We start from the raw sequence: 26,237 nt of genomic DNA, 5'->3' as shown, positions 1-26,237 counted from the left end.
CCGAAACAGCACCGGAGGGTGGGGCGGCCGAACCGCCGCCCCACCCGACACGCTTCACTCAGCAAGGAGTTTTGGTGAACACCTCCCGTACGGCGGCCATGGGTTCCGCGCTCGCCGCGATCGCCGGTCTCCTGCTCTGCGGCTGCTCCCTCGACAGCGGCGTCAGCCGGACCGTCTCCGACACCGCCGAGGTGAACGGGGACGTCTCCGCGATCAACCTCAAGGACAGCGGGGGCGTGATCACCGTACGGCCGGGCCGCGACAAGGGCGTGAAGATCGAGCGGACCGTCCACTACTCCGGGGACCGCCCGCATCCGGACCAGAGCGTCGACGGCGGCGTGCTCAGCTTCGACCAGGGGTGCAGCGACTGCTTCGTCGACTACACCCTCACCGTGCCCGCCGCGACGAACGTCAAGATCGACACCAGCGGCGGCACGGTCAAGGTGCAAGGGGTGGCCAAGGTGGACGTTCAGGCCTCCGCCGCGTCGGTCTCCGTCGCCGACGTGCCGGGCCCGGTGAAGGTGCGCGGCGCCTCGGGCTCCGTGCGGCTGGACGCCCTGCGGGGCTCCGTGGACGTGAAGACCGCCAGCGGGAGCATCAACGGCACCGCCCTGCGGTCGGCCGACGTCGTGTCGCGGTCCACGTCGGGAGAGACCCGGCTCGTCTTCGCGACGGCTCCCACCTCCGTCAAGGCGCGGACCACGGGCGCCGACCTGACCCTCGAACTGCCGGACGGCCCCTACCGCGTGCGGAGCGGCGGCTCGGTGCCGTCCTCGGCCCGTATCACCGTCCCGCAGTCCGGAACGGCCGACCGCACGATCGAAGCCGAGGCGGTGTCCGGGCAGTTGCAGGTCATCCCGCCTCGGTGAGAGGGCCGGCCGCCCAGGCCGACGGGGCGGCTCACCCGACCTGTTCGCGCAGAACTGCCCGGCGGCGGAGGCTCACCACGCCCGGAGCCGGTGCCGCGCAACTCAGCACCGGAGTGCGGACTTCGGTGACAGCGGCACCGGACCCGTCCTCCGGGAACGATTCGACAAGCATGTGACGCGCCAGTTCGTCGAGCGCGGCCATGACCCGGGGCGGCGCCCATCTCAGCCGTACGGAGAGATCCGCCACCCCGTCGGACGGGTTGTCGGTCAGCGTGTGCCGAATGATCCGCGCATCGGAGCGCGGGTTCACCTGAATGGACATGTTTTCCCCCTAGTTGTACTGCTGCGGAGGCCGTCCGGCGCAGGCACATGTCGATCCCGCGCATGGCGCCTCCGTGATGGCTGTACGGCCGCGCTCAAGACTCACCGAGCGCGACGGCAGACCGTCTTGACGTGTGCCGGCTCCACGCCGCACACGCGAATCCGCGCACAGGCCCACGCCTGTTGGATTCCCCCAGGTCGATCCTTTCCCCCTATATCACTCTCCGGACTGACCAGGGGGCATATTAGGCCTCCTCAAACGACGAGTACAAGCCAGGCTTACCTTCGGCGAATCAGCCGAAATGTGCCGGAGTAAGCGTGCCGAACTGATGCACTTCGACAACTGACCGTCATGGAACACACACATATGCGCTTGTCAGCCAGTCGGGGGAACAGGCCACTGTTCACATGACCTATAACCGTCACTTTCCGGAGTTCAAACGGCACACCCGCCGGATTGCCGCGCCCCGCACTCCGCAGTGAGTACTGTTATTTCGTATATTACGGTTTCGAATGACGGCTGACGGCAAGGAGCTGGCGGCACGTGAACAATCAGGACGAACCTCCGCACCGCCTCCGGTTCCACGTGCTCGGCCCCGTCCGGGCCGACCGTGACGGGCAGCCGCTGCCGCTCGGCTCCCCGCAGGAGCGCGCCACCCTCGCGATCCTGCTGCTGCGCGACGGCCGCTCCCTCACCGCCTCCGAACTCGTCGACGCCCTCTGGGGCGCCGACCCGCCCCACCGCGCCATGGACACCCTGCGCGCCTACGTCACCCGGCTGCGCGCCGTCCTCGAACCCGGCCGGCCCTTCCGGGGGCGTGCGAAGGTGCTCGTCTCCACCGGCGGCGGCTACGCCGTGCGGGTACCGCCCGGGAGCCTGGACGCGACCGTGTTCGAGGAGCACCTCGCGGCCGCCGCCGACGCCCGCGCGAGCGGCGACGCCGCCGGGGCGTACGCGCGGCTCACCACCGCCCTGGCCCTGTGGGAGGGCACCGCGCTCGCCGGGCTGACCGGCCCGTACGCCGAGCGGGAGCGCGAGCGGCTCACCGAACTGCGCGCCACCGCCCGCGAGGACCACTACGACTGCGCCCTCGCGCTGGGCCGGCACGCCGAATCGGTGGCCGGGCTGCGCGCCCTGGCCGCCGAACAGCCCCTGCGCGAGAAGCCGCGCGCCCTGCTGATGCTGGCCCTGCACCGCGCCGGGCGGCAGGCCGAGGCCCTCGCCGTGTTCAGCGAGACCGGGCGCCTGCTGCCCGACGGGCCCGGGCCCGGGCTCGTCCGGCTGCGCGAGCGGATCCTCGCGGGGGATCCCGCCCTCGCGGCGCCGGCCGTCTCCGGTGCGGCGGTCACTGCTGACGGCTGTGGCTCCCCCGGGGCGTCCCCCGCCCTCGATCTGCTGCCGCCGGAGCCTGTCGGTTTCACCGGGCGCGAGACCCTTACCGGCGAAGTGCGCGCTGCCCTTGCCGAAGGGGACGTCGTGGTTCTCGCCGGCCCCGCCGGCACCGGCAAGACCGCGCTGGCCACGCACACCGCCCGCGCCGCCCGCACCGCCTACCCCGACGGCCTGCTCCACGTCGATCTGCGCGGCACCGACCCCGAACCGGTCGGCGCGGGCGCGGCCCTCGCCGAGCTGCTCCACGCGCTCGGCGTCACCGACGCCGCCCTGCCGGACGACGTCGAGCGCCGGGCCGCGCTCTACCGCTCCCTGCTCGCCGACCGGCGCGTGCTCGTCGTCCTCGACGACGCCCACGACACCGCGCACGTCCGCCCCCTGCTGCCCGGTGTGCCCGGCTGCGCGGCGCTCGTCACCACCCGCTCCCCGGACCTCGCCCCGCCGGGCGCCCGGACGGTCGGCGTCGACGCCATGGAGGAGAAGGAGGCGCTGGCCCTGCTGACGGCGGTCGGCGGCGGCCGCGCCGCCGACTCGGCCGTCGCCGGGGGCGACGCCGCCCGGTCCGTCGTCGCCGCCTGCGAACGGCTCCCGCTCGCCCTGCGCATCGCCGGCGCGCGCCTCACCACGCCGCCCGCCTGGACCCCGGGCGACCTCGCCGCGCGGCTGGCGGAGGAGCGGCAGCGGCTCGACACGCTGCATGCCGGTGTCGGCGTCGACGACGTCGCCGACGTCGGCGCCGGCGACGTCGTCCTGGAGGCCGCCTGCCGCGTCGCCCACGACGCCCTGGAGCCCGAGACGGCCCGCGCCTTCCGGCTGCTGGCGCTTCCCGACGCCGGGCCGCTCGACGCCGCCTCGGCCGCCGCCGTGCTCGACCTCCCGGACGTCACGCGCGCCGAGGCCGTCGTCGGGGGGCTGGTCCGTGCCGGGCTGCTGGAGTCGGCCTCGCCGGGGCGGTACGGCCGGCACGCGCTGGTGCGGCTGTTCGCACGGCGGCAGAGCGAGCGTTCGGACAGTCCGCCCGTCCGCGACGCGGCGCTGCTGCGGCTTCTGGACCACCAACTGGCCACCGCCGTCACCGCCCTCCTGCGCCTCATCCCCGACAGCCCCCTGCCGCGTCATCTTCTGCACCACCTCGCCACGGCGGGCCGTCCGCTGGCCGACGCCGGGGCCGCCCGTTCCTGGGCGCACGACGCCCACCCGGACGTGCTCGCCACCGTGCGGCAGGTCCTGGCGCAGGACGTCCCCGACGCCCTGCGGCCCGCCGTCGACCTGCTGACCGTCTGGGCCGCCCTGACCGCCGGTACCGCGCGCCGCCACGACCTGGAGTCGTCCGTCCGGCAGGCGCTGGACCGGGCCCGTGAGCGGGGCGACGACATCGCCGCCGCCCGGACGCTGCGGCTGCCGGTCGCGCCGTCACCCGAGGAACTGCGGTCGGCTCTGCGTCTGGCCGAGGAGGTCCACGATCCGCTCACGCCGCTCCTCGCCGGGTTCGAACTCGGCGTCGTCCTGCTGGAGCTGGACCGGGCCGACGAGGCGCTGTCGCTGCTCGTGCGGGCCGAGGAGGGGCTCATCCGGGAGGGTGCGGCGGGTGGCGCCGCCGAGGCGCTGGCCCACGCGGCGCGCGCGTACATCGCGCTGGGGCGGCCGGAGGAGTCCCTGGCGGCCGCCGACGCGGCGGTCGAGCGGGCCCGGTCGGTGGGCCAGGGGCGGACCCTCGCGCTGGTGCTCCTCCAGGCGGGCCGCGCCCACCTGCGGGCCGACCGGACGTCGGCGGCGGCCGACCGGCTGCGGGAGGCGCTGACCGTCGAGCCGGAGGGGACGGACCCGCGCCGGGAGGCCCTGGTGTGGGCGTGGCTGGCGCGCTGCCGGCTCGCTCAGCTGCGGCACCGCGAGGCGGTGGCGGCGGCGGACCGGGCGCTGGCGCTGGAGGCGGGGCCGGGGGACGACCACGTCCGTGGGCTGGCCCTGGCCGCGCGCGGCCGGGCCCAGCTGGCGCTGGGCGAACCACGGCTGGCGCTGGGGGCGCTGCGGGAGGCGCACGAGGTGCTGACGCGGCGGGGGGCGGCGGAGGCGGCGGAGGTGGGGGCGTTGCTGAACGAGGAGTTCGGTGCGGGGTGAGTCGTGGGCCGGGGGCGGGGTGGGGTAGAACCGCGCCGAAGGCGCGGGAAACCCCCACCGGGGGCACCCGGAAAGTCGCCGGAACCCGCCGTCAGGCAGGGACGCTGCCGACCACCGTCGGTGGGAACTCCTCGAGCCAGACGAACGCCGCCTCAACCCCGGCGATCCGAACAACCTTCGAAACCATCGCCCCACCCCGCACAACCCGCAACCGCGCCCCGCACCGCGCCGCGCGGGCGCGAACCCGCAGCAACAGCCGTACGCCGCTGGCGTCCAGGAAGGTCACGGCGCGCAGATCGAGCACCAGCTCCCCACGGCACCGCGAAGCGACGCCCTCCATCCGCGGGCCCAGCGTCTGCTCGGCCAGGATGTCGATCTCGCCGACCAGTTCCATGACCACCGCTCCCCCCGCCACGCGTTCCCGCATGGTGAAGGCGAGCTCGTACACGCCCATGGCGAACCTCACCGCCCTCCCTCATCGGGCACATCGTGTGCCTTTCTGGTGCCCCGGCCGTGGGCCGATTTCACCTCTGAGGCCCAGCCGTGATCCGGCGGGCTCCGGAGCGGGATCCGGGCCGGCAGCGCGGAAGCCCCGGCCCCGGGCCACGGTGCGCGTCGTGGCCCGGAGCCGGGGCTTCCGGCGAACGCGGGACGGGGGAAGCGGCATCGGGGGGACAACCGCTTCCCCCGACGAGGACACGGCCTCCAAGTACGGGCCGCGGTCGGGGGGATTCGCACGGCCCGGACCCCGCAGTGAGGTCGCGTCCCTGGTCCACAGGATTCCTGCCAGATCCGTGGACTACGCGTCCATCCTCCGCCCCGGCGCGGGCGCGGGAGTCTGCCGAAGGGCCCGGTTCGCAGGGCCCAAAGTCCTTAAAGTCCGCGTGAGGGGTGTGAATCCGTCCACACCGCGGGTTCGCGCCCCCCGAGGCGACGCGCCATGACTTTCGGCCATTCATTCCCTCGCACGTTTGCGCGGATAGACTCTCGCGATCAAGGCGGGACCGCAGGGAGGCAGGGCGTCATCGTGCAGACAAAGAAGGTCGTGCTCTGGGGTCTCGGCATCTTCGTGGCGTACACGATCATCCACTCCCCCGCCCGGTCGGCCGAGCTCGTCCAGATAGGGTTCCAGGGGATATCGGACGCCGCCATGAACATCGGCGAGTTCATGACCCAGCTCGTCAGCTGAAAGAAGGCACCCGTGATCCGTCATCTCGTCCTGTTCAAGCTCAACGAGGGCGTCGAGCGCGACGACCCGCGCGTCGTCGCCGGTGTGCAGGCGTTCGAGAAGCTGGACGGCGCCATCCCCGAGCTGCGCTCCTGGGAGTGCGCCTGGAACGTCTCCGACCGGCCGATCGCCTACGACTACGCCATCAACTGCTCGGTCGAGGACATGGACGCGCTCCAGCGGTATCTGGACCACCCCGCCCACCAGGCGGGCGTCGCCCAGTGGCGCGAATTCGCGACCTGGGTGATCGCCGACTACCCGTTCTGAGAACCCTTCCGGCGCCCCTCACCCCCCGGGTGAGGGGCGTTTTTTGTCGTCAACACGGCGCTATGCGGTGCTTGCACACTACGGACATGTCTTGTGATGCTATGACCGCTTTTGCCGGATGAGTTGATCGATTTTGACCGTGAAGGGGTGGTGACCGTGCCGGCCCGTACAGCGCCCGAAGCCCCCCTCCGGCGCGACAAGTCCACCGACGAAACCGACCCCGTCGCCGAGCCCGTCGTCACCCCCGTCATCGACCCCGTCGTCGACCGTGTCGCCGAGCCCGTCGACGACGCCGACAGCCTCCCCGACACCCTCGGGCCCACCGACCCCGGCGAGGACGGCCGGCCCGGCGAACCCGGCGCCGTGCGCGGCCCCCGCTCGCGGGAGGGCCGGGGCGCCGACGCCCGGGCGCTGACCCAGGTGCTCTTCAAGGAGTTCGTCACCCTGGAGCCCGGCACCCCCGAGCACGCCCGCGTGCGCGCCGCCCTGATCGAAGCCAACCTCCCCCTCGTCCGGTACGCCGCGGCGCGTTTTCGCAGCCGCAACGAGCCCATGGAGGACGTGGTCCAGGTCGGCACCATCGGACTCATCAACGCCATCGACCGCTTCGACCCCGATCGCGGTGTCCAGTTCCCCACGTTCGCGATGCCGACCGTCGTCGGCGAGATCAAGCGGTACTTCCGCGACAACGTCCGCACCGTCCACGTCCCGCGCCGCCTCCACGAGCTGTGGGTGCAGGTCAACGGCGCCACGGAGGACCTGACGGTGCTCCACGGCCGCTCCCCCACCACCGCCGAGATCGCCGACCGGCTGAAGATCGCCGAGGACGAGGTGCTGGCCTGCATCGAGGCCGGCCGTTCGTATCACGCCACCTCCCTGGAGGCCGCCCAGGAGGGCGACGGCCTGCCCGGCCTGCTGGATCGCCTCGGCTACGAGGACCCCGCGCTGGCCGGGGTCGAACACCGTGATCTCGTCCGCCATCTGCTCGTACAGCTTCCTGAGCGGGAACAGCGGATCCTCCTGCTGCGCTACTACAGCAATTTGACGCAGTCGCAGATCAGCGCGGAGCTGGGGGTGTCACAGATGCATGTGTCCCGGCTACTCTCACGAAGCTTCGCCAGGCTCCGTTCCGCAAATCGAATCGACGCCTAACCCTCACGGGTGACCCCTCCCCCGATGTCATGGGGAAGATATATCGACTTGACGCTACAGCGCGTTGCCGACATGTGACATTCTGCTGGAACTGCGTTTGCCACAGCGCAGCCTCCGGTATTCAGGTGGAGGCTGAACCCCTCGCGCGAGGGTGCCGCTGTGATCCGTCCGCGACCTCAAGGGGGTGGCATGTCCGTAGACCTGGGCAGCGCGAAGGTGCTCGCCAACGACGCACCGCACGCCGTGCTCGACGACTGTGAAGCCATCGACACCCGCACCCTCTCCCGCTCCCTGTTCCTGCGGCTGGCCGCGCTCGACCGGGACAGCGTCGAGCGCACCTATGTCCGCGACACCCTCATCGAGCTCAACCTCCCCCTCGTGCGGTACGCCGCGGCCCGCTTCCGCAGCCGCAACGAGCCCATGGAGGACATCGTCCAGGTCGGCACCATCGGGCTGATCAAGGCGATCGACCGCTTCGACTGCGAACGGGGTGTCGAATTCCCGACGTTCGCGATGCCCACGGTGGTCGGTGAGATCAAACGCTTCTTCCGGGACACCAGCTGGTCCGTGCGGGTCCCGCGCCGCCTCCAGGAGCTGCGCCTCGCCCTCACCAAGGCGAGCGACGAGCTCGCCCAGAAGCTCGACCGCTCGCCCACCGTCCCGGAGTTGGCGGTGTGCCTCGGCGTCTCCGAGGAGGACGTCGTCGACGGCCTGGCCGTGGGCAACGCCTACACGGCGAGCTCGCTGGACTCCCCCTCCCCCGAGGACGACGGCGGCGAGGGCTCCCTTGCCGACCGGCTCGGCTACGAGGACACGGCGCTCGAGGGCGTGGAGTACCGCGAGTCACTGAAGCCCCTGCTGGCGAAGCTGCCCCAGCGCGAACGGCAGATCATCATGCTGCGGTTCTTCGCCAATATGACGCAGTCGCAGATCGGCGAGGAGGTCGGCATCTCCCAGATGCACGTCTCCCGGCTGCTGACCCGCACGCTGGCACAGTTGCGCGAAGGTCTCATCGCCGACTGACCGGCGGTGTGTACACGCTGACTTCGGGTCAGTGACACTGGGCCGATGCGACGGAAGACGCTCGTCTGCCTCGTCTGCCTGGTTGCGGTGGGCACGCTCGCCTCGGCGGGCTGCGGCGGCGGCGATCGCGAGGTCCGCGTCGCCACGGGGGCCGCCGGACCGGGCACCACAGGAGCGGTCGATCACCCCGTGCCGCCCAAGGGCGGCGTGGAACTCATCCCGCTCCCCGTACTGACCGTGAGCATCCCGCACCGCGAACCCACCGACGAGCGCTGGTGTGAACGCGTCACCCTCGCCTTCACCAATACCGGCCCCACGCCGATCGCCTCGGGCACGGTCACCCTGCTCGTCCACATCCTGGGGAAAACCGGCGCCGACCGCGGCACGGTCCCCTTCACCCACGCCCTCCTGGCCCCGATAGCGCCGGGCAGCACGAGGCGGGACACCTGGAAGGTGTGCGTCGAGGAGGGGCGGGTCCCGCCGGGAGCGCGGATCGAGACGCGCGAAATCACAGCCCGTCCGGCGTTTGAGGACCGGGGGTCCGGGGGCGGAGCCCCCGGGACTGGGGGCACCTCCCAGCGGTAGCTGGGGGAGAAAGGGCGGGACCGGGGCCAGCTCAGCCCAGCGCGAGCCAGGCGGCCCCAGCAACAAGCACGATCGCGACGATCACGCCGATGATCAGCCCGGCGCTCGGCCCGGACGAGGACGCCGCCGCCCGCCGCGCCGCACGCCCACCGACGGGCGCACCCACCACGGGCGCCGCACCCGGCGTCGCGGCGGGTCCACCCTCGTCCGCCACGAACGCTCGGAACATCTGCGTGCTGCCCGCGGGGTCGTACTCGCCACCGGGGTTCTGCTGAGGGTTGGCTGCCATGGGCGGGACCCTAGCGAAAGCCCGTGCCGCCGCGCCCGGCGGGCCGCCCCTTTACGCCCGCCCGAAGAACCCTTGGTTCTCCTTTTACCCGATAATCCCCTTTTTCATTTGCCTTCAGCAACCAATCTTCCCTATGGTTGCCCAGAGCAACCTAACCGTCGAGCGAGTGGCACCCGGGAGCAGAGGCCCATGGCCGCACAGGAGCAGTACGAGGAACTGGCGCGCCAGCTGAGCGCCATCGGCGCGGTCAAGCGCGGGCTGAGCCGCGTCCTGCCGCAGGACTGCTCCCCGGCCACGGCCATCATGCTCACCCTGCTGAAGCAGCACGGTGAGATGCGGATGAGCCGCCTCGGCGAGCTGCTGTCCATCGACGCCTCGGTGACCAGCCGGCACGTCGCCTACGCCGCCGAGCGCGGCTGGCTCGAGCGTCACCCGGACCCGCTCGACAAGCGGTCGAGGCTGCTGAGCCTCACCGCCAGCGGCTCCGCGCTGCTGGACGACGTCTCCGCGCGGTACACCGACGCGCTCGCCCACTGCCTCCAGGACTGGTCCGACGACGACGTCGGCCACCTCATCGGCCTGATGAAGCGGCTCCGCGACAGCTTCGGCGACTGCCGGACCCGCCCCCACCCGGGCGCCGAATCCACCACCCGTACACCCGTCTGACCACCAAGCGAGAAAGGAAGTCCATGGCCAAGTCCTCACCGGCAGGTGTGCGGGACGCCTCAGGAGCTCCGGCGCAGGCCGGCGCCGCCACCGACGCGGCGCCCATGACGCACCGCCAGATCATGGAAGCGCTCTCCGGGCTGCTGCTCGGCATGTTCGTCGCGATCCTCTCCTCGACGATCGTCTCCAACGCGCTGCCCGAGATCATCCACGACCTCCACGGCAGCCAGTCCTCCTACACCTGGGTCGTCACGGCCTCGCTCCTGGCGATGACCGCGTCCACCCCGCTCTGGGGCAAGCTCTCCGACCTCTTCAGCAAGAAGCTGCTGGTCCAGCTGGCGCTGGTGGTCTATGTGGCCGGCTCGGTCGTGGCCGGTCTGTCGCAGAACACCGGCATGCTCATCGCCTGCCGTGTCGTCCAGGGCATAGGCGTGGGCGGCCTGTCCGCCCTGGCCCAGATCGTCATGGCCGCGATGATCTCCCCCCGGGAGCGCGGCCGTTACAGCGGCTACCTCGGCGCGACCTTCGCCGTGGCGACGGTCGGCGGCCCGCTGCTCGGCGGTGTCATCACCGACACCAGCTGGCTCGGCTGGCGCTGGTGCTTCTACGTGGGCGTGCCGTTCGCGATCATCGCGCTGATCGTCCTGCAGAAGACGCTGAAGCTGCCCGTCGTCAAGCGTGACGTCAAGGTCGACTGGCTGGGCGCCTTCTTCATCACCGCGTCCGTCACCCTGCTGCTGATCTGGGTCACCCGGGCCGGCAAGGGCAAGGACTACGACTGGATCTCCTGGCAGACCGGCGCGATGGTCGGCGGCTCGATCCTGCTCGCCGCGCTCTTCCTCCTCACGGAGTCGAAGGCCAGCGAACCGATCATTCCGCTGCGGCTGTTCCGCAACAAGACCATCGCCCTGTCCTCGCTCGCGAGCCTCTTCGTGGGTGTGGCGATGTTCGCCGGCACGGTCTTCTTCTCGCAGTACTTCCAGCTGGCGCGCGGCGAGTCGCCGACGATGTCCGGTGTGCTGACGATCCCGATGATCGGCGGTCTGTTCGTCTCGTCGACGGTTTCCGGTCAGATCATCACCAAGACCGGTCGCTGGAAGGCCTGGCTGCTCACGGGTGGTGTGCTGCTCACCGCGGGCCTCGGTCTGCTCGGCACGATGCGCTATGACACCCCGTACTGGCACCTCGCCGTCTACATGGTGCTCATGGGCCTCGGCATCGGCATGATGATGCAGAACCTCGTGCTCGCCGCGCAGAACCAGGTCGAGCCGAAGGATCTCGGCGCCGCCAGCTCCGTCGTCACCTTCTTCCGCTCCCTGGGCGGTGCGGTCGGTGTCTCCGCGCTGGGGGCGGTGCTCGCCAGCCGGGTGCCGGACTATGTGAAGGACGGGCTCACCGCGCTCGGCCCGAAGGCCGCGGCGGCCATGGGTCACGGTGGTACGGGTGGCGGCATCCCCGACCTCAAGGCCCTCCCGGCCCCGATCCGCACGGTCTTCGAGAGCGCCTATGGGCACGGCATCGCGGATGTCTTCCTCTACGCGGCGCCGTGTGCGCTGATCGCGTTCATCGTGACGCTCTTCATCAAGGAGGTCGCGCTGAAGGGCACGCCGGGGGCGGCGGCTTCCTCCCCCGAGCCGGCTGAGAAGGCCGGCTGACGAACCCCGGCCGACGGGGGCACGCGCCATGAGCGGGGCGCGTCGCCTTCCGTCAGCCGGTTGCCCGGCCGGACCGGAACGGCATTTACGGTCCACGGGCCCACGGCCCCGGCGGGGGCGCGCACACCAGGCAGGGGACGGCCTGGCGCGCCTTCGCCGGGGCCGCGACGGTTTTCGGTGGGTCGGGGGCGGGGTGGGGCGGACGGGCCCTTCCGGGGCTGAGCTCTTCGCGGCCCCTGGTATCAGTCGGGGCACCCGGCCCCTGTCCCTAGCGGCGAAGAGCTCTTCACGCCCCTACCAGGGCCCATCCACCCCACCCCGCCCCCTCACGTCACCCCAGCCGGGCCGGCCCCGTACCCGGGCAACCCGTGCCGGGCAATCGGGCGGGTGGGTGGGGTAGAACCGCGCCGAAGGCGCGGAAACCCCCACCGGCGGGCAGCCGAACGGGCCAGAGGGTGCGTACCCCCTCAGTACTGGGTCGCCCCGCGCGAGCGGTCGCGCATGACCTCGATGCCCGCGATAACCGTGTCGAGCGCGAAAGAGAAATCCTGCTCCCACATCTGCGTCGCGCCCTCCGTCTCCCCCGTGCGCCTCTCCACGATCTCGGTCACCTCCTGGTGCGGCTCCATCGTCGCCGTGCGCTGCGAGAACGCCTCGATGATCCGCCGGTAGTACTCGTCCTCGGTCAGTCCCTGCTCGCGGCAGCGCTCGCGGTACATGCCCTCGACGGACGCGAAGCCGTAGACGAACTGGAAGAGGGCGGAGATCGCGCCGGTCATGGCGTGGGGGGCCACGCCGCTGCGGCGCATGACGGTCAGCGTGGCCTCGGAGAAGGCCAGGGCGCGGGGCCCGACGTTGAGGTACTGGCCGAGCAGCCGGGGCGCCCAGGTGTGGGCGGAGAGGACCCGCCGGTACTGGACGGCGAGGTCGCGGAGCTGGTCGCGCCAGTCGGCGGTCTCGTCGGTGAGGTCGGGCAGGGTCAGCTCGCCGCTGATGTGGTCGACGGCGAGCTCCAGCAGGTCGTCCTTGGTGTCGACGTACCAGTAGACCGACATGGCGGTCACACCCAGCTCCGCGGCGAGGCGGCGCATCGAGAACTTCGCCAGTCCGTCGGTGTCGAGCATCCGCACGGTCGTGGCGACGATCCGTTCGAGGTCGAGCCCGCCCTCGGCGGTCTGGCCGTCGGCCTTGCGCCGGGGCTTGTCGGTCAGCCACACGCTGACCCGGGAACCGCCCGCACGGCCTCCGCTAGCCATCCCGGCTCCCTCTTTTTCCACTGGTCAGTACATCTCGCATGCTACGTCCACGCCGTTCCGGTTCTCACTGCGCCGCCTGGCGCTGAGCCTGCCGCTCGGCCCGGCGCAGCAGGACCGCCGCGACGATGCCGCCCGCGAGCACCGCGCTCGCGCCGACGAGCTGGCTGGCCTGGACGCCGGAGGCGAAGGCGTCCTCGATGGCGGTGCGGTCCGCCGTGGTGCGGGCGTGGCCGAGGGCCTCGGGCAGGGAGCCCGCGCCGGCGGCGACGGCCGGGACGAGGGCGGCGAAGCGGGAGTTGAGCACCGCGCCGAGCACGGCGACGCCGAGGCCGTTGCCCGTCTCCTGGAGCGTGCCGTTGACGCCGGCGCCGATGCCGGCCTTCTCCGGCGGGATGGCGGACATGATGGCGTTGGCCATCGCGGGCATGGAGATCGCGATGCCGACGCCCATGAGGATCAGGCCCAGCAGCATCCCGCCGTAGCCGTGCGCGCCCAGGATGGCGATGGAGGCGAGGCCGGCGGCCAGCAGGCCCATGCCGCCGCTGATGGCGGCCGGAGTACCGATCTTCGGCAGCAGCCGGGCGCCGACGCCGGTGAAGTTGAGGACGACGATGACGAGTGCCAGCGGCGTCATCCGCAGACCGGTCTCCAGCGGGTCGTAGTGGAGGACCAGTTGCAGGTGCTGGCCGAGCAGGAAGAACGAGCCGCCCATACCGAAGGCGACGAGGATGCCGCCGGAGACCGCGCCGACGAAGCGGCTGTCGCGGAAGAAGTGCATGTCGAGCATCGGGTACGGGCAGCGGGCCTCCCACACGGCGAAGAGGGCCAGGGTGACCAGGCCGACGAGGGCCGAGGCGAGCACCCGGGCGGAGGTCCAGCCGTGGGCGGGGCCGGAGATGATGGCGAAGACGACGCCGGTCATGCCGATCGTGGACAGCAGCGCGCCGAGCAGGTCGGGGCGCTCGCCCGAGGGGTTCTTGGACTCGGGCACCCACTTGAGCACGGCCAGCAGGCCGAGCGCGGCGACCGGCAGGTTGATCAGGAAGATCGAGCCCCACCAGAAGTGGTTGAGCAGCGCGCCGCCGACGATCGGGCCGCCGGCGAAGCCGAGCGAACTCACCGCTCCCCACAGGCCGATGGCCTTGGGCCGCTCGTCCGCCTCGAAGACCTGCACGACGACGGCCAGGGTGGTCGTCATCAGCAGCGCGCCGCCGATGCCCATGCCGGCGCGGGCGGCGATCAGCTGGCCCGTGCTCTCGGACAGCGACGCGACGAGCGAGCCGAGGCCGAAGAGGGCGAGGCCGGCGGCGAGGAGCTTCTTGCGCCCGTAACGGTCGGCGGCGCTGCCCGCGGTGAGCAGCAGGCCCGCCTGGACCAGCGAATAGGCGTTGATCATCCACTGGATGTCGGCGGTCGAGGCGCCCATCTCCTCGGTGAGGGAGGGGATCGCGACCGTGAGGACGGTGTTGTCGAGGAGCACGGTGAGCTGGGCGAGACATATGACGCCGAGCACCAGCCAGCGCGTGGGATGGCGCTGCGGCTTCTCGTCGGCTCCGGTGCCGGGTGACGGCGTTCGTGCTGTGGTCGCGGTCATATGGGCTCCCCCTTGTACGGTGTACGACTGGCTTTCGTCGTACACCGTACAGGAGCCGCTATACGCCGTACAAGGCGATTTTTTCGAGAGCCCCGAAGGGGCGCGGGGAACTGCGCGACCGGCCACGACGGCGCCGCAGCCGAGCGCTCAGGCCGCCACCGCCGGCTTGATGAGGTACCCCGCGCCGCGCCGGGTGTGGATCATCGGCGGCCGGCCCGCGTCGATCTTGCGGCGCAGATAGGAGATGTAGAGCTCGACGACGTTGGCCCGCCCGCCGAAGTCGTACGACCAGACGCGGTCGAGGATCTGCGGCTTGCTGAGCACCCGGCGCGGGTTGCGCATCAGGAAGCGCAGCAGCTCGAACTCGGTGGCGGTGAGGTGGATCTCCGTACCGCCCCGGGAGACCTCGCGGCTGTCCTCGTCGAGGACCAGGTCCCCCACCGTCAGCACGGACTCCGCGCGCGGCGCGGCGGCGCGCGAGCGGCGCAGCAGGCCGCGCAGCCGGGCGACGGCGTCCTCCAGGCCGAACGGCTTGGCCACGTGGTCGTCCCCGCCGGCGGTGAGGCCCGCGACGCGGTCCTCGGCGGTGTCCCTGCCGGTGAGGAACAGCACCGGCACACCGGGCCGTTCGCGCCGCAGCAGGCCCAGCAGCGTCAGCGCGTCCATGTCGGGGAGCGCCATGTCCAGGACCACGGCGTCCGGCCGGAACTCCCGGGCGCGGCGGACCGCTTCGGCGCCGTCGGCGGCGGCCCGGACCTCCCAGCCCTCGTAGCGCAGCGCGAGGGAGAGCAGGTCGGCGAGCGAGGACTCGGCGTCGACGACCAGGACGCGTACGGGGCTTCCGTCGTCGAGCCGCGGCTGAGTACGCCCGATGGGCGAGGCGATGGTCATATCGCCGATGGTGGAACGGCCGCGTGAGAGCGCCCTTTCGGCACTCTGTGAATCGTCTGAGAATCGGAAGGGAATCGGAAGGAACTCCGCGGGAATATCCGGATGAGCCCTCCGGTTCCCGTCGGCATGGCACCTCTTCATGATCATTGCACCAACGGCTCGGCCGAGTCGCTCGGCACCGTCGGCCTCTGGAGCGTCGGCCTGCGCGTCGACGACCCCGCCCGGCTCGGCGAAGTCCAGGAGGCGGCCGCCGAATTGGACGAGCTGGGCTACGGCACGCTCTGGATCGGCGGCAACCCGTCCGTGGCCCAGGCCGGGTACCTGCTGGACGCGACCGAGCGCGTCACCGTCGGCACCAGCATCCTCAGCATCTGGGACCACACCGCCACCGAGGTCGCCGCCGCGTACGCCGCTCTGGAGCCGGGCCGGCGCGAGCGCTTCCGGCTGGGCCTGGGCGCCAGCCACGCCCACAAGTCCGATGCCTACGCCCGCCCCTACTCGGCGATGAAGGAGTATCTGACCGGGCTCGACACCGCCCCCGTCCCGGTCCCGGCCGAGCAGCGGCTGCTGGCCGCGCTGGGCCCGAAGATGGTGGCGCTGGCGGCGGAGCGCGCGGCGGGCGCCATTCCCTATCTCGTCACCGCCGAGCACACCGCCCGGGCCCGGGAGCGGCTGGGCGAGAGCGCGATCCTGGCGCCCGAGCTCAAGGTCGTCCTCGACCCCGACGTGGCCCGCGCCCGGGAGACCGCCCGCGCGTATCTGGGCTTCTATCTACCGATGCCCAACTACACCAACAATCTGCTGCGGCTCGGCTTCACGGAGGAGGACTTCGCGGGAGGGGGAAGCGACCGGCTCGTCGACGCGCTCTTCGCCCTCGGCGACGCCGAGGCGATCAGGGCCCGGGTCGACGAGTTCCTGGCGTCGGGCGCCGACCACCTGGCCGTCCAGGTCGTCCTCGCCGCAGAGCGCGACCCGCGGCGCGACACCCTCCCGCGCGCGGAGTGGCGCACGCTTGCCGAGGCCCTGCCGCTGAAGGGCTGAGGGAACGCCGAAGGCCCGGTACGAAACGTACCGGGCCTTCGGTCTTAGTAGCGGGGACAGGATTTGAACCTGCGACCTCTGGGTTATGAGCCCAGCGAGCTACCGAGCTGCTCCACCCCGCGACGGACGGAAGACGAATCTTCCGACAGTGCGCTCGGCAGGATTCGAACCTGCAACCTCTTGATCCGTAGTCAAGTGCTCTATCCGTTAAGCTACGAGCGCTCGGCTTCCCGGCGTTTTCTTGCCGGTCGGCGTTGCGTGGACAACATTACATGAACCTCGCCGTCAGACGAAATCCATTGGCCGCAACCCCCCTGACCTGCGAAAACGTCGTTTTTCGAGATCGTCGGGGGCAGGGCTGAGGGAGATCCGGCGCGGGTATGCGAAAGCCCCGGCCGTCTGGGACGACCGGGGCTTTCGTTACTGCGGAGGCGGAGGGATTTGAACCCTCGATGGGCTTTAAGGCCCAAACCGCATTAGCAGTGCGGCGCCATAGACCGGACTAGGCGACGCCTCCCACCCCCCTCGCGCGTGCGCCAGGGGTGCGTGCAGATGATGACACAACATTGCGGCCGGTCACCAATCGCACCCCTACGGTACCGGGCGACAGGTGTCTTGGGCAAAGGCGTTCGCGGCGCGCAACGCGGGGCGCTCCGGAGCGTTAGTGCGGGTGAGGGGTCCGGCCGGGCGATCCGGCCGCCCGGACCCGCGTTCGCTCACACCCCGGGAGTCCCCCGAATGCCGCTCCGCCGTCTCGCCCTCGCCGCCGCCCTGGCGCCCACGCTGCTCGCGCCGGCCGCCTCGGCCGCACCGCTCCCCCCGGACGGGCTGGACCGCTCCGCCGACCACCTCACAGTCACCGTGACCGACACCGGCCGCAGCGACGCCCACTACGAGCTCTACTGCCACCCGGCCGGCGGCACCCATCCACGCGCCAAGGAAGCCTGCGCCCAGCTGGACGGGCAGACGACCTGGGGGAAGGACCTCTTCTCCCCCGTGCCCAAGGGCGCGGACTGCACGATGGTCTACGGCGGACCGGACCGCGCGCACGTAAGCGGAATCTGGGCGGGACGGCCGGTGAACGCCGACTTCAGCAAGGCGAACGGCTGCGAGATCGCCCGCTGGAACCGGTTCTCCTCTGTGTTCGGGGAGTCGAAGGGCTCGCCGAAGAAAACCCCCGTAGGAAGTCGACTGGGCTGACCGGAAGGTCCCCACGAAGAGGGACACGAGGGGCATGTCCGGCCTGCCCGAGACGCCCCGGAGAGGCTTACCGGAACCTCCCGGCACACCCGTCATCCGCAGTAGCGCCCACCACGGCAGCCCGTAGACTTCCCCTCGATGACAGGCCCCACAGGCGGTACGAAACCGCCCGGAGCGGTCGGCAAGGTGCGGTAACCAGGGAGGAAGCGTCGTCGTGAGCAGCAGGCCATCCCGAGGCGCTGCTCGCCTCGCAGCCATACTCGACGCCCTCCCCGACGCGCTGCTGCTCGTCAACTGCAACGGCACGGTCGTCAACGCCAACCACATCGCGCTGGAGACCTTCCAGGTGCCCGGCACCGGGCTCGTCGGGCGCGGTCTGCTCGATCTGCTCCCGGAGTTCGACTCCCGGCGCATCCCCGGCGGTCTGCGGGCCCCCCGGAACGAACCGGACGGCGGCCGCACCCGGCCCACCCGCATGATCGCCCGGCGCACCGACGGCACCCAGTTCCCCGTCGAAGTGACCAGCGCCAACCTCGACGGCCGCACCCCCTACGCCGAGCCGAGCGCTTCCGCTTCCTATGAGGACGAGCTCCTCATGCTGGTCGTCCGCGATCTGACCGGCACCATGGACACCGAGGCCGAACTGGCCCGTTCGCAGCGCCAGACCGAGATGATCCTGCGCGCGGCGGCGGAGGGCGTGGTCGGCGTCGACACCGCCGGCAAGGTCGTCCTCGTCAACCCCTCCGCCGCGCAGATCCTCGGCTACCGCGCGAGCGACCTCGGCGGCCGCGAGTTGCACCCCCTGATCCACCACTCGCGCGGGGACGGCACGCCCTTCCCCTACGAGGAGTCGCCCATCGCCGACACCCTGCGCTCCGGGCGGAAGCACCGGGTGCGCGGGCAGGTGCTGTGGGCCAAGGACGGGCGCCCGGTGCCCGTCGACCTCACGACCGCGCCGGTGCGCGACGGCGACCAACTCGTGGGCGCGGTGATGACCTTCACCGACCGCCGCCCCTACGACGCGCTGGCCGCGCGCCACGCCCAGTTGCTGAACCTGGTCGACGGCTCGCTGCGCGGCCCGCTCGACCACCTCCGCGCCGAACTCGGCACCCTGGCCGACGACCCGGCGGGCCAGCTGTGGCCCGAGGCCAACCAGATCCTCCACCATCTCGCCGCCGGCTACGCCCGGATGCGGACCCTCGTCGACAACGTCCTCGCCTATCAGCGGCTGGACTCGGGAACGGACAGGCTCGTCCGGGAGAAGGTCGCGCTCGACGAGGTCGTCGCGGCGGGCGTCGAGGGCGCGGTCGAGCTGATCGGCCCGGGGCGCGCCCAGTTCGCCGTGCACGCGCCGGCCATCGAGGCCGAGGTGGACGCGGCGCGGTTCGCGCAGGCGCTGGCGCATCTGATCGCGGACGTCGCGGGCGTCGACTCCACGGGCGCCACGACGGCCTCCGGCGCGAACTCCGGCGATTCGACGATCGTCGTCGCGGCGGCACAGCGCGGGGAGGTCGTCCGCATCGAGGTGCGCGGCCCCTTCCCGGGCGGCGACCCGGTGCACGGGCCCCTGGTGCGGGGCATCGTCCGGCGCCACGGCGGAGTGCTGCAGACGCACGACGTGCCGGGTTCGTCGGGTGGCAAGGCGTACGTCCTGGAGGTGCCGGTCGCGGCCGACGCGGGCCCGGTCCCGCCGGGCGCGGAGCGGCGCGGGCCGGACACGGAGAATCTGACGACGGTCATGCCGATGCCGACGCAGCGGGGCCGGGGCACGAGCCCGGACTCCACCTCCGGGGACGGGGACGAGCCGACCGCCACCGGCAGGCGCGCCCGCCGCCCCGACGCGGAACCGACGGGACCGACGGGACCGACGGGACCGGCGGAACCGACGGGACCGACGGAACCGGCGGAGGCCGGGACCGGGAGCGAGGGCTCCACACCCCCGCCGACCGGGCGCCGCCGGGGTCCGGCGCGGGCCGAGGAGGAGCCGGCGGGCGCGCCCGCCGGTGCCGGGCTCGTCCCGCCGCAGGCGACGGGCACGCCGACGGGCCGCCGGGCACGCCGCGAGGCGGGCGAGGCGCCGCGCGCGGCCTTCGCGCTGCCGCCGGCGGACGCCGACCGCGCCCCGGCCGCCGCCCCCACGGGCCGCCGCGCCCGCCGCGCCGTCGCGGAGGCGACGCCGGAGGGCCGCGTCCCCGTCCAGACCACCACCGAACCCCCCGTCCCCCGCCCGGCCTTCGCCCTCCCCCCGGCCGACGCCGACCGCAAGCCGCCGACCCCGGGCCCGGGCCCGGAGGACGTCCCCGGCCCGCCGGAGACCCCTGCGGGCTTCGCCCGCGAGGGCGCGGAGCCGTACGGCCAGGGCGGCGCGCCCGGCAACGGCGTCCGCCGCGTCAGCGCCGACGCGCCGGACGTTCCGGGCGCCCGCCGCCACGGGGGCCCCGGGGCCCCCGGCCTCGTCGGCCCGCAGGCCATGCCCGGGTTCCCCGACGGTCAGGCCGGCACGCCGGAGAGCGCGCGGCGGGGCGCCGCGCAGCAGGACGCCCCTGACGCCCAGGCCGGGCCCGGGTTCCACGACGGCCGGGTCACCGCCCCGACCGGCACCCGGGACGCCGCGCAGCCCGACGGCACCGCCCGGCCCGGAGGCCCCGACGCCCCCGGCTACCCGAACGTCCAGGGCGACGCGCCCGACAGCCCCGCACACCACGGCAGCCCGGAGGCAACGGGCACGCCCGCCGCACCCGGCTTCGCCAAGGGGCAGAACGACTCGCCGAACGACGCCGGACGGCACGGCATCCCCGGCCCGCACGCCATGCCCGGCTTCGCCAACAACCAGAACGGCACGCCGAACGACCCCGCACGCCACAGCGGCCCCGGAGCGGCGAGCGCACAGTTCCCCGACGGCCGGGTCGGCGGAGCGCCCGACGGCGGCGGCAACCACGGCATGCAGGCCGCGCCCGGCTACCCCGACGTTCAAGGCGACGCCCCCGACGTTCCCGGACGACCGGCAGCCCCCGGCCGCCAGGTCGCACCCGGCCGCACCGACGACCAGGGCGGCACGCCCAACGACGCTCCGCAGCACGGAGCCCCCGGTTTCAACGGCCAGGGCACGCCCGACAGCCCCCATCGGGGCGACGCGCGGCACGGCGCCCCCGGCCCGCACGGCGGTGCCCCCGTCATCCCCCGCCCGCAGGCCGTGCCTGGCTACCCCGACGGTCAGGGCGACGCGCCTGCCGGCACCGCACGTCATGGTGGTCCCGAGTCCCCCGGCCGACAGGCCGGACCGGGCTACCCCGAGAACCGAGGCGGCGCCCCCGCCACACCCGGACCGTACGGCCACGACGCCCGGCCCGGTCAGCCGACGGATGCGCCCGGCGGTGCCCCGCAGGACGGCGTGCCCAACGGCGTGCCCGGGGCCCCCGGCCGAGAGGTCGTACCCGGCGGCGCGCCCGACAACGGCCACGCCCGGCACGGCGGCGCCCCCGGCCCCGACGAACAGAGCGGCGGCCCCCGTACCGCCCAGGCGGGCGAGCCGGCCGGCAATGGCGGCGCGGACCAGCCCCGCCAGGGCACCGCGCCCGGCGGTCCGCAGAGCAACACCGGCCCGTTCGCCCTCGCGGGTGCGCCCGCGCCGCGCCCCGCGCAGGGCGGCGAGGCCCCCGCGGGGCCGTACGTCTTCGACGCCGCCGCCGAGGCCCCCGCGCCCACCGGGCGCCGCCGGGCGCGGCGGGCGCTCGCGGAGGAGCACGGCGCGGCCGGGCGCGAGCCGGGCGGGGCACGGCCGATCAGCGTGCGGACGCTGGGGCAGGGCCCGGGCGCGGGGGACACCCCGGCCGCCGGGACGCCCTCCGCCGGTTCCGGCCGTCGCCGCAAGCTGGCGAACCCCGCCGAGGGCGAGCGGGAGGCCCAGGCACAGACCGCGCAAGCCCAGGCCCAGGCGCAGGCACAGGCCCAGGCGCAAGCCCCCGCACCCGCCCCCAAGGGCGCGGCCCGCCCGCAGTCGCTCGGGCTGCCGGAAGGGCGCGCGTTCGCCATAGGGGCGCCGGACGAGGGCGCCGAGGGCCCCGAGCCGCTCGACGGTCCCAACGGCGCGGTCGAGGTCGTCGAGGTCGTGGAGACCGTGCGGCCGCCGATGGACGACGAACTGCCGCCGGAGCCGCTGGACAATCCGCGTCGGCTGCTGGTGTGGCCCGCCCCGGACGAGTCCACGGAGGCGGCGCTGACCGAGCGCGGCTACCGCCCGGTGATCGTGCACTCGCGCGAGGAGGTGGACGCGCAGATAAGCGCGTACCCGGCGGCGCTGTTCGTCGACCCGCTGACCGGCCCGATCACCCGTACCGCGCTGCAGTCGCTGCGCGAGGCGGCGGTCGCGGCCGAGGTGCCGGTGCTGGTGACGGCGGGGCTGGGGCACGCGACGCGCGAGGCCGCCTACGGGGCCGACCCGGCCGTGCTGCTCAAGGCGCTCGCGCCGCGCGACAGCGAGATGCACCCGCCGCGGGTGCTGCTGATCGAGGAGCACGAGCCCATCGCCAACGCGCTGACCGCGACGCTGGAGCGGCGCGGCATGCACGTGGTGTGCGGGGCGACGGACTCGGAGGCGGTGACGCTCGCCGCGCAGACCCGGCCGAACCTGGTCGTGATGGACCTGATGCAGGTGCGGCGCCGCCGCGCCGGCATCGTCGACTGGCTGCGCGGCAACGGCGCGCTCAACCGCACGCCGCTGGTCGTCTACACCTCGGCGGACATCGACCCGGCGCAGCTGCCGCGCCTCGCCTCCGGCGAGACGGTCCTCTTCCTCGCCGAGCGCTCGACGAGCGCGGAGGTGCAGGGCCGGATCGTGGACCTGCTGGCGAAGATCGGGACGAACTAGGCGACGGGCCGGGACGGACTGGCCGACAGGCCGGGACGGACTAGCCGGCGGGCGGGGCCTCCCCGCCGGTGAGGTCCCGGCCGATGAGGCGGCGCGCGGCCGTGCGGACGGATGCGCGCAGCCGCTCCCGGTCCTCGTCCGTGTCGCCGATGAGGATGCGCCGCATCTGCGGCTGCACGGTCGGCCACGAGACGAGCGCGATCAGCATGAAGAACAGGTCGGCGGCGGGGATCGTCGCATCGATCTCGCCCCTGGCCTGGGCCTCCACGAAGGCGGCGGCCTTGCGGCTGTAGTGGTCGGCGCGTTCCTTCTCGTGCGGGATGCCGCCGGCGCCGTACTCCAGGCCCTCCCAGAAGACGAGCCGGACCAGCTCGGGGTGGGCGGCGTGGTACGCCATCTGACGGTCGATCCAGCCGTCGAGGTCCTCGGTGTCGACGGGATTGGCGGCGGCGAGCTCGATCAGCCGCCGCTCCAGCACCTGGGAGAACAGCTCGGCCTTGTTGCCGAAGTAGGCGTAGATCAGCTGCTTGTTCGCCCGCGCCTCGCGGGCGATGCGGTCGATGCGGGCACCGGCGATGCCGTACGCGGCGAACTCGGCGGTGGCCGCCTCGAAGATGCGGGCCTTGGTGGCCTCGGGATCCCTGACTCCTGCCATGGGGAACAGAGTAACCAACTATTTGGTTGACAGCCCCGTGGGGCGCTTGAGACAGTGCGTCCGCCACCTCAACCAACCAGTTGGTTACCTGCCCCCGGGGGAGCAACCGCACCGATGACCGTCACCCAGTCGCCGAAGTCACCCACCACCGACACCCCGCCCCGCATACGCCCGACCGCCGCCAGAACCCGCCCGTCCGGCGGCGGCCCGCTGCTCGCCGTCATCGCGCTCTGCACGGCGGTCACGGCGGCGAACATCTACCTCGCCGCCCCGCTCATCGGCCTCATCGCCCGGGACTTCGGCGCCTCCCCCTCCGGGGCCGGCTGGATCGCCTCCGTGGCCCAGCTCGGCTACGCCGTCGGCCTGCTGTTCTTCGCCCCGCTCGGCGACACGGCCAATCGGCGCCGGCTCGTCGGCGTCCTCTCGGCCGTGGCCGGTGTGGCGCTGATCGCCGCCGGGCTGGCGCCGGGGCTGCCGGCGCTGGCCGCGGCCGTTCTGGTGGCCTGCGCCGCCACGGTCGTACCGCAGCTGCTCGTCCCGCTCGTCGCCGAGCGCGCGCCCGCCGAGCGGCGCGCGAGCCACGTGGCCACGGTCGTGGCCGGACTGTTCACCGGCATCGTCGCGGCACGGGTGCTCGGCGGGCTCGCCGGGCAGGCGTTCGGCTGGCGCGCGGTGTTCTTCGGCGCGGCGGGGCTGACCGTGCTCGTCGGCCTGCTGACCGCCGTCATGCTCCCCGCCGAGACCCGGCCGCGCACGGCGGCCAACCCCTTCAAGGCGATCGCCGGGCTGCCGGGCCTCTTCGCCTCCTCCGCCGAACTGCGGGCCGCGTGCCTGCGCCAGGGCGGCCTGTTCGGCGCGTGGAGCGCGCTGTGGACGACGCTGACGCTGCTGCTCACCGACGCGGACGGCCCCTACGGCCTCTCCCTGGGCACGGCCGGGCTGTTCGGCCTCTTCGGGCTCGTCTCCACCGTCGCCGGCCCGGTCTCCGGCTCGCTCGTCGACCGCTTCGGCGCCCCGCGCGTCGTCACGTTCGCCTACGCGCTGACGGCCGTCTCCGTGCCGCTCTTCCTGCTCGGCGGCCACGCCCTGTGGGCGCTGTGCGCGGGCGCGGTCCTCATTCACGCGGGCCTCATGGCGGGCCAGGTCGCCAACCAGACCCGCGCCCTGGGCGCGACATCCACGCCGGCCGCCGCCAACACCACCTACGTCGTCGCCGCCTTCATCGGCGGAGCCACAGCCTCCGCCCTCGCGGGCCCGGCCCACGACCACTGGGGCTGGCCGGGCGTCTGCGCCATCGCGGCGGCGTGGGTCGTGGCCGGCTGGGTCGGCGGAGCGCTGGTCGCGCGGAAGAAGTAAGAGGGCCGTCCACGGCGCCACTCCGCCCAATGTGGCGGACTCGTTTCCTCCGGGTAGTGACTTACCGGCGGATACGCCAGCAGAATCGCCGGGAACGACCCTCGCGTAACGACGCGCGCGCAGAATGGGGAGGCTCCCGGTGCAGAGCACGATGCAGGACGTACCGCTGACCGTTACTCGGATCCTGGCCCACGGGGCGAGGATCCACGGCAGCGCCCGCGTCACGACGTGGACGGGAGAAGGCGAGCCCGAGCGGCGCACCTTCGCCGAGATCGGGACGCGCGCCACCCGGCTCGCGCACGCGCTGCGCGCGCTCGGTGTCGCCGAGGGGGAGCCCGTCGGGACGCTGATGTGGAACAACGGCGACCACGTCGAGGCGTACCTCGCGATCCCCTCCATGGGCGCCGTGCTCCACACCCTCAACCTGCGGCTGCCCCCCGAGCAGCTCGTCTGGATCGTGCGGCACGCCGCCGACCGCGTCGTGATCGTCAACGGCTCCCTGCTGCCGCTGCTCGCGCCCCTCCTCCCGCACCTCGACAGCGTCGAGCACGTGATCGTCTCCGGCCCCGGCGACCGCTCCGTCCTGGAGGGCGTGAAGCCCCGCGTCCACCTCTACGAGGAGCTGATCGCCGGGCAGCCCGGCGACCACTACCCCTGGCCCGAGATCGACGAGCGCCAGGCCGCCGCCCTCTGCTACACCTCCGGCACCACGGGCGAGCCCAAGGGCGTGGTGTACAGCCACCGTTCCGTCTACCTCCACGCCATGGAGGTCAACGCCGCGGCCTCCTTCGGGCTGACCCCGGCCGAGACCTGTCTCCCCGTCGTGCCGATGTTCCACGTCAACGCCTGGGGCCTGCCGCACGCCGCGTTCATGGCCGGCACCTCGCTGCTGATGCCCGACCGCTTCCTCCAGCCCGCGCCGCTCGCCGAGATGATCGAGAAGGAGCGCCCGACCGTGTCGGCCGGCGTCCCGACGATCTGGCAGGGCCTGCTGGGCGAACTCGACGCCCGCCCCCGCGACATGTCCTCCCTGCGCACCGTGATCAGCGGCGGCAGCGCCTGCCCGCCCGCGCTGATGAAGGCGTTCGAGGAGCGGCACGGCCTGACGCTCGTCCAGGCGTGGGGCATGACGGAGACGTCCCCGCTGGGCTCCGTCGCCTTCCCGCCCGCCGGGCTGGACGCCGAGGAGGCGTGGCCCTACCGCGTCACCCAGGGCCGGATGCCCGCGTCGGTCGAGGCCCGGCTGATCGGCCCCGGCGGGCAGGAGCTGCCGTGGGACGGCGAGTCGGCCGGTGAGCTGGAGGTGCGCGGCCCGTGGATCGCGGGCGCCTACCACGGCGGCGCCGACGGCGAACCGTACCGCCCGGAGGACAAGTTCAGCCCCGACGGCTGGCTGCGCACGGGCGACGTCGGCACGATCACCCCGGACGGCTTCCTCAACCTCACCGACCGGGCCAAGGACGTGATCAAGTCGGGCGGCGAGTGGATCTCCTCGGTCGAGCTGGAGAACCATCTGATGGCCCACCCCGAGATCGCGGAGGCGGCCGTCGTGGCCGTCCCCGACGAGAAGTGGGGCGAGCGGCCGCTGGCCGCCGTCGTCCTGCGGGACGGCGCGGCCGTCGACTACGAGGGGCTGCGCGCCTTCCTCGGCGAGCGCGTCGCCCGCTGGCAGCTGCCCGAGCGCTGGGCGCTGCTCCAGTCGGTGCCGAAGACGTCGGTGGGGAAGTTCGACAAGAAGGTGCTGCGCAAGCAGTACGCGGACGGCGAGCTGATCGTCACGACGCTCGGCTGACGCGACGCCGCCGCCCGGC

21 protein-coding genes and 3 tRNA genes are annotated in these 26,237 nt (G+C 73.0%); 14 read left to right on the top strand and 10 right to left on the bottom strand.

Annotated features, from left to right (window positions below):
• Window positions 1–74 precede the first annotated feature (74 nt).
• A complete protein-coding gene (locus EKH77_RS16690; protein ID WP_126915156.1) occupies window positions 75–869 on the top strand; it encodes a DUF4097 family beta strand repeat-containing protein in 795 nt (264 codons plus the stop codon).
• 31 nt (window positions 870–900) lie between these two features.
• Here EKH77_RS16690 and EKH77_RS16685 read toward each other — a convergent pair whose 3' ends face one another.
• Entirely contained in the window at window positions 901–1,191 is a 291-nt protein-coding gene (locus tag EKH77_RS16685) for a hypothetical protein (RefSeq protein WP_126915155.1), read from the bottom strand.
• A gap of 543 nt (window positions 1,192–1,734) precedes the next feature.
• On the opposite strand from EKH77_RS16685, the gene EKH77_RS16680 reads away from it, so the two are divergent.
• The gene (locus tag EKH77_RS16680; RefSeq protein WP_126915154.1) at window positions 1,735–4,701 is read left to right on the top strand and encodes an AfsR/SARP family transcriptional regulator; all 2,967 of its coding nucleotides are present in this window, start codon (window positions 1,735–1,737) and stop codon (window positions 4,699–4,701) included.
• A gap of 91 nt (window positions 4,702–4,792) precedes the next feature.
• On the opposite strand, the gene EKH77_RS16675 is transcribed toward EKH77_RS16680, so the two are convergent.
• On the bottom strand, window positions 4,793–5,149 hold the full coding sequence (locus EKH77_RS16675; protein ID WP_164737804.1) for an STAS domain-containing protein: 357 nt from the start codon (window positions 5,147–5,149) through the stop codon (window positions 4,793–4,795).
• 579 nt (window positions 5,150–5,728) lie between these two features.
• Here EKH77_RS16675 and EKH77_RS16670 point away from each other — a divergent pair.
• The 5 genes from EKH77_RS16670 (at window position 5,729) to EKH77_RS16650 (ending at window position 8,956) form a co-directional block, all read left to right on the top strand.
• The gene (locus tag EKH77_RS16670; protein ID WP_164737664.1) at window positions 5,729–5,890 is read left to right on the top strand and encodes a hypothetical protein; all 162 of its coding nucleotides are present in this window, start codon (window positions 5,729–5,731) and stop codon (window positions 5,888–5,890) included.
• Window positions 5,891–5,902: 12 nt separating this feature from the next.
• The gene (locus EKH77_RS16665) at window positions 5,903–6,196 is read left to right on the top strand and encodes a Dabb family protein (protein ID WP_126915151.1); all 294 of its coding nucleotides are present in this window, start codon (window positions 5,903–5,905) and stop codon (window positions 6,194–6,196) included.
• A gap of 363 nt (window positions 6,197–6,559) precedes the next feature.
• Window positions 6,560–7,348, top strand: coding sequence for an RNA polymerase sigma factor SigF (locus EKH77_RS16660; RefSeq protein ID WP_126918101.1), 789 nt, complete (start codon window positions 6,560–6,562; stop codon window positions 7,346–7,348).
• Window positions 7,349–7,537: 189 nt separating this feature from the next.
• The gene (locus tag EKH77_RS16655) at window positions 7,538–8,371 is read left to right on the top strand and encodes an RNA polymerase sigma factor SigF (protein WP_126915150.1); all 834 of its coding nucleotides are present in this window, start codon (window positions 7,538–7,540) and stop codon (window positions 8,369–8,371) included.
• 45 nt (window positions 8,372–8,416) lie between these two features.
• Window positions 8,417–8,956 (top strand): hypothetical protein, encoded by a 540-nt coding sequence (locus EKH77_RS16650; RefSeq protein ID WP_126915149.1) that lies wholly within the window; start codon window positions 8,417–8,419, stop codon window positions 8,954–8,956.
• A 31-nt stretch (window positions 8,957–8,987) separates the two neighbouring features.
• Here the strand turns inward: EKH77_RS16650 and EKH77_RS16645 are convergent, their stop codons facing one another.
• The gene (locus tag EKH77_RS16645; protein WP_126915148.1) at window positions 8,988–9,245 is read right to left on the bottom strand and encodes a hypothetical protein; all 258 of its coding nucleotides are present in this window, start codon (window positions 9,243–9,245) and stop codon (window positions 8,988–8,990) included.
• A 189-nt stretch (window positions 9,246–9,434) separates the two neighbouring features.
• Here EKH77_RS16645 and EKH77_RS16640 point away from each other — a divergent pair, with 189 nt between their 5' ends.
• Both EKH77_RS16640 and EKH77_RS16635 read left to right on the top strand, forming a co-directional pair.
• Window positions 9,435–9,911 (top strand): MarR family winged helix-turn-helix transcriptional regulator, encoded by a 477-nt coding sequence (locus EKH77_RS16640; protein WP_126915147.1) that lies wholly within the window; start codon window positions 9,435–9,437, stop codon window positions 9,909–9,911.
• A gap of 23 nt (window positions 9,912–9,934) precedes the next feature.
• A complete protein-coding gene (locus EKH77_RS16635) occupies window positions 9,935–11,566 on the top strand; it encodes an MFS transporter (protein WP_126915146.1) in 1,632 nt (543 codons plus the stop codon).
• Window positions 11,567–12,033: 467 nt separating this feature from the next.
• Here EKH77_RS16635 and EKH77_RS16630 read toward each other — a convergent pair whose 3' ends face one another.
• The 3 genes from EKH77_RS16630 to EKH77_RS16620 all read right to left on the bottom strand — a co-directional run bounded on the left by EKH77_RS16630 (window position 12,034) and on the right by EKH77_RS16620 (window position 15,307).
• Window positions 12,034–12,822: a TetR/AcrR family transcriptional regulator gene (locus EKH77_RS16630; RefSeq protein WP_126915145.1), complete on the bottom strand. Its 789-nt coding sequence runs from the start codon at window positions 12,820–12,822 to the stop codon at window positions 12,034–12,036.
• A gap of 64 nt (window positions 12,823–12,886) precedes the next feature.
• The gene (locus tag EKH77_RS16625) at window positions 12,887–14,416 is read right to left on the bottom strand and encodes an MFS transporter (protein ID WP_126915144.1); all 1,530 of its coding nucleotides are present in this window, start codon (window positions 14,414–14,416) and stop codon (window positions 12,887–12,889) included.
• 147 nt (window positions 14,417–14,563) lie between these two features.
• Entirely contained in the window at window positions 14,564–15,307 is a 744-nt protein-coding gene (locus tag EKH77_RS16620; RefSeq protein ID WP_206279860.1) for a response regulator transcription factor, read from the bottom strand.
• Window positions 15,308–15,433: 126 nt separating this feature from the next.
• On the opposite strand from EKH77_RS16620, the gene EKH77_RS16615 reads away from it, so the two are divergent.
• Complete coding sequence (locus EKH77_RS16615; protein ID WP_126915142.1) at window positions 15,434–16,348, top strand: TIGR03620 family F420-dependent LLM class oxidoreductase; 915 nt, start codon at window positions 15,434–15,436, stop codon at window positions 16,346–16,348.
• 48 nt (window positions 16,349–16,396) lie between these two features.
• Here EKH77_RS16615 and EKH77_RS16610 read toward each other — a convergent pair.
• From EKH77_RS16610 to EKH77_RS16600, 3 genes are all read right to left on the bottom strand, one after another.
• Window positions 16,397–16,470, bottom strand: a tRNA-Met gene (locus EKH77_RS16610).
• A gap of 27 nt (window positions 16,471–16,497) precedes the next feature.
• Window positions 16,498–16,570 (bottom strand) — tRNA-Arg (locus EKH77_RS16605).
• Between the two features lie 204 nt (window positions 16,571–16,774).
• Window positions 16,775–16,865: transfer RNA gene (locus EKH77_RS16600), tRNA-Ser, on the bottom strand.
• A gap of 221 nt (window positions 16,866–17,086) precedes the next feature.
• On the opposite strand from EKH77_RS16600, the gene EKH77_RS16595 reads away from it, so the two are divergent.
• Together EKH77_RS16595 and EKH77_RS16590 are read left to right on the top strand one after the other, a co-directional pair.
• Window positions 17,087–17,548, top strand: a complete 462-nt coding sequence (locus EKH77_RS16595) for an SSI family serine proteinase inhibitor (protein ID WP_126915141.1) — start codon at window positions 17,087–17,089, stop codon at window positions 17,546–17,548.
• A 214-nt stretch (window positions 17,549–17,762) separates the two neighbouring features.
• Window positions 17,763–22,415: a PAS domain-containing protein gene (locus EKH77_RS16590; protein WP_126915140.1), complete on the top strand. Its 4,653-nt coding sequence runs from the start codon at window positions 17,763–17,765 to the stop codon at window positions 22,413–22,415.
• A 40-nt stretch (window positions 22,416–22,455) separates the two neighbouring features.
• On the opposite strand, the gene EKH77_RS16585 is transcribed toward EKH77_RS16590, so the two are convergent.
• Window positions 22,456–23,070, bottom strand: a complete 615-nt coding sequence (locus EKH77_RS16585) for a TetR family transcriptional regulator (RefSeq protein ID WP_126915139.1) — start codon at window positions 23,068–23,070, stop codon at window positions 22,456–22,458.
• 114 nt (window positions 23,071–23,184) lie between these two features.
• On the opposite strand from EKH77_RS16585, the gene EKH77_RS16580 reads away from it, so the two are divergent.
• Together EKH77_RS16580 and EKH77_RS16575 are read left to right on the top strand one after the other, a co-directional pair.
• Window positions 23,185–24,426 (top strand): MFS transporter, encoded by a 1,242-nt coding sequence (locus tag EKH77_RS16580; RefSeq protein WP_126915138.1) that lies wholly within the window; start codon window positions 23,185–23,187, stop codon window positions 24,424–24,426.
• Between the two features lie 139 nt (window positions 24,427–24,565).
• The gene (locus tag EKH77_RS16575) at window positions 24,566–26,218 is read left to right on the top strand and encodes a long-chain fatty acid--CoA ligase (RefSeq protein ID WP_126915137.1); all 1,653 of its coding nucleotides are present in this window, start codon (window positions 24,566–24,568) and stop codon (window positions 26,216–26,218) included.
• Window positions 26,219–26,237: the final 19 nt, after the last annotated feature.

Source organism: Streptomyces luteoverticillatus, assembly GCF_003970715.1.
GTDB classification, from domain to species: domain Bacteria; phylum Actinomycetota; class Actinomycetes; order Streptomycetales; family Streptomycetaceae; genus Streptomyces; species Streptomyces abikoensis.
This window is presented reverse-complemented; position numbering and strand designations above follow the sequence as displayed.

Coding starts and splice junctions, on each gene's coding strand:
- EKH77_RS16620 (WP_206279860.1), bottom strand. CDS start 15,307: ATGACCATCGCCTCGCCCATCGGGCGTACTCAGCCGCGGCTCGACGAC.
- EKH77_RS16635 (WP_126915146.1), top strand. CDS start 9,935: ATGGCCAAGTCCTCACCGGCAGGTGTGCGGGACGCCTCAGGAGCTCCG.
- EKH77_RS16685 (WP_126915155.1), bottom strand. CDS start 1,191: ATGTCCATTCAGGTGAACCCGCGCTCCGATGCGCGGATCATTCGGCAC.
- EKH77_RS16630 (WP_126915145.1), bottom strand. CDS start 12,822: ATGGCTAGCGGAGGCCGTGCGGGCGGTTCCCGGGTCAGCGTGTGGCTG.
- EKH77_RS16615 (WP_126915142.1), top strand. CDS start 15,434: ATGGCACCTCTTCATGATCATTGCACCAACGGCTCGGCCGAGTCGCTC.
- EKH77_RS16655 (WP_126915150.1), top strand. CDS start 7,538: ATGTCCGTAGACCTGGGCAGCGCGAAGGTGCTCGCCAACGACGCACCG.
- EKH77_RS16595 (WP_126915141.1), top strand. CDS start 17,087: ATGCCGCTCCGCCGTCTCGCCCTCGCCGCCGCCCTGGCGCCCACGCTG.
- EKH77_RS16645 (WP_126915148.1), bottom strand. CDS start 9,245: ATGGCAGCCAACCCTCAGCAGAACCCCGGTGGCGAGTACGACCCCGCG.
- EKH77_RS16625 (WP_126915144.1), bottom strand. CDS start 14,416: ATGACCGCGACCACAGCACGAACGCCGTCACCCGGCACCGGAGCCGAC.
- EKH77_RS16585 (WP_126915139.1), bottom strand. CDS start 23,070: ATGGCAGGAGTCAGGGATCCCGAGGCCACCAAGGCCCGCATCTTCGAG.
- EKH77_RS16580 (WP_126915138.1), top strand. CDS start 23,185: ATGACCGTCACCCAGTCGCCGAAGTCACCCACCACCGACACCCCGCCC.
- EKH77_RS16650 (WP_126915149.1), top strand. CDS start 8,417: ATGCGACGGAAGACGCTCGTCTGCCTCGTCTGCCTGGTTGCGGTGGGC.
- EKH77_RS16640 (WP_126915147.1), top strand. CDS start 9,435: ATGGCCGCACAGGAGCAGTACGAGGAACTGGCGCGCCAGCTGAGCGCC.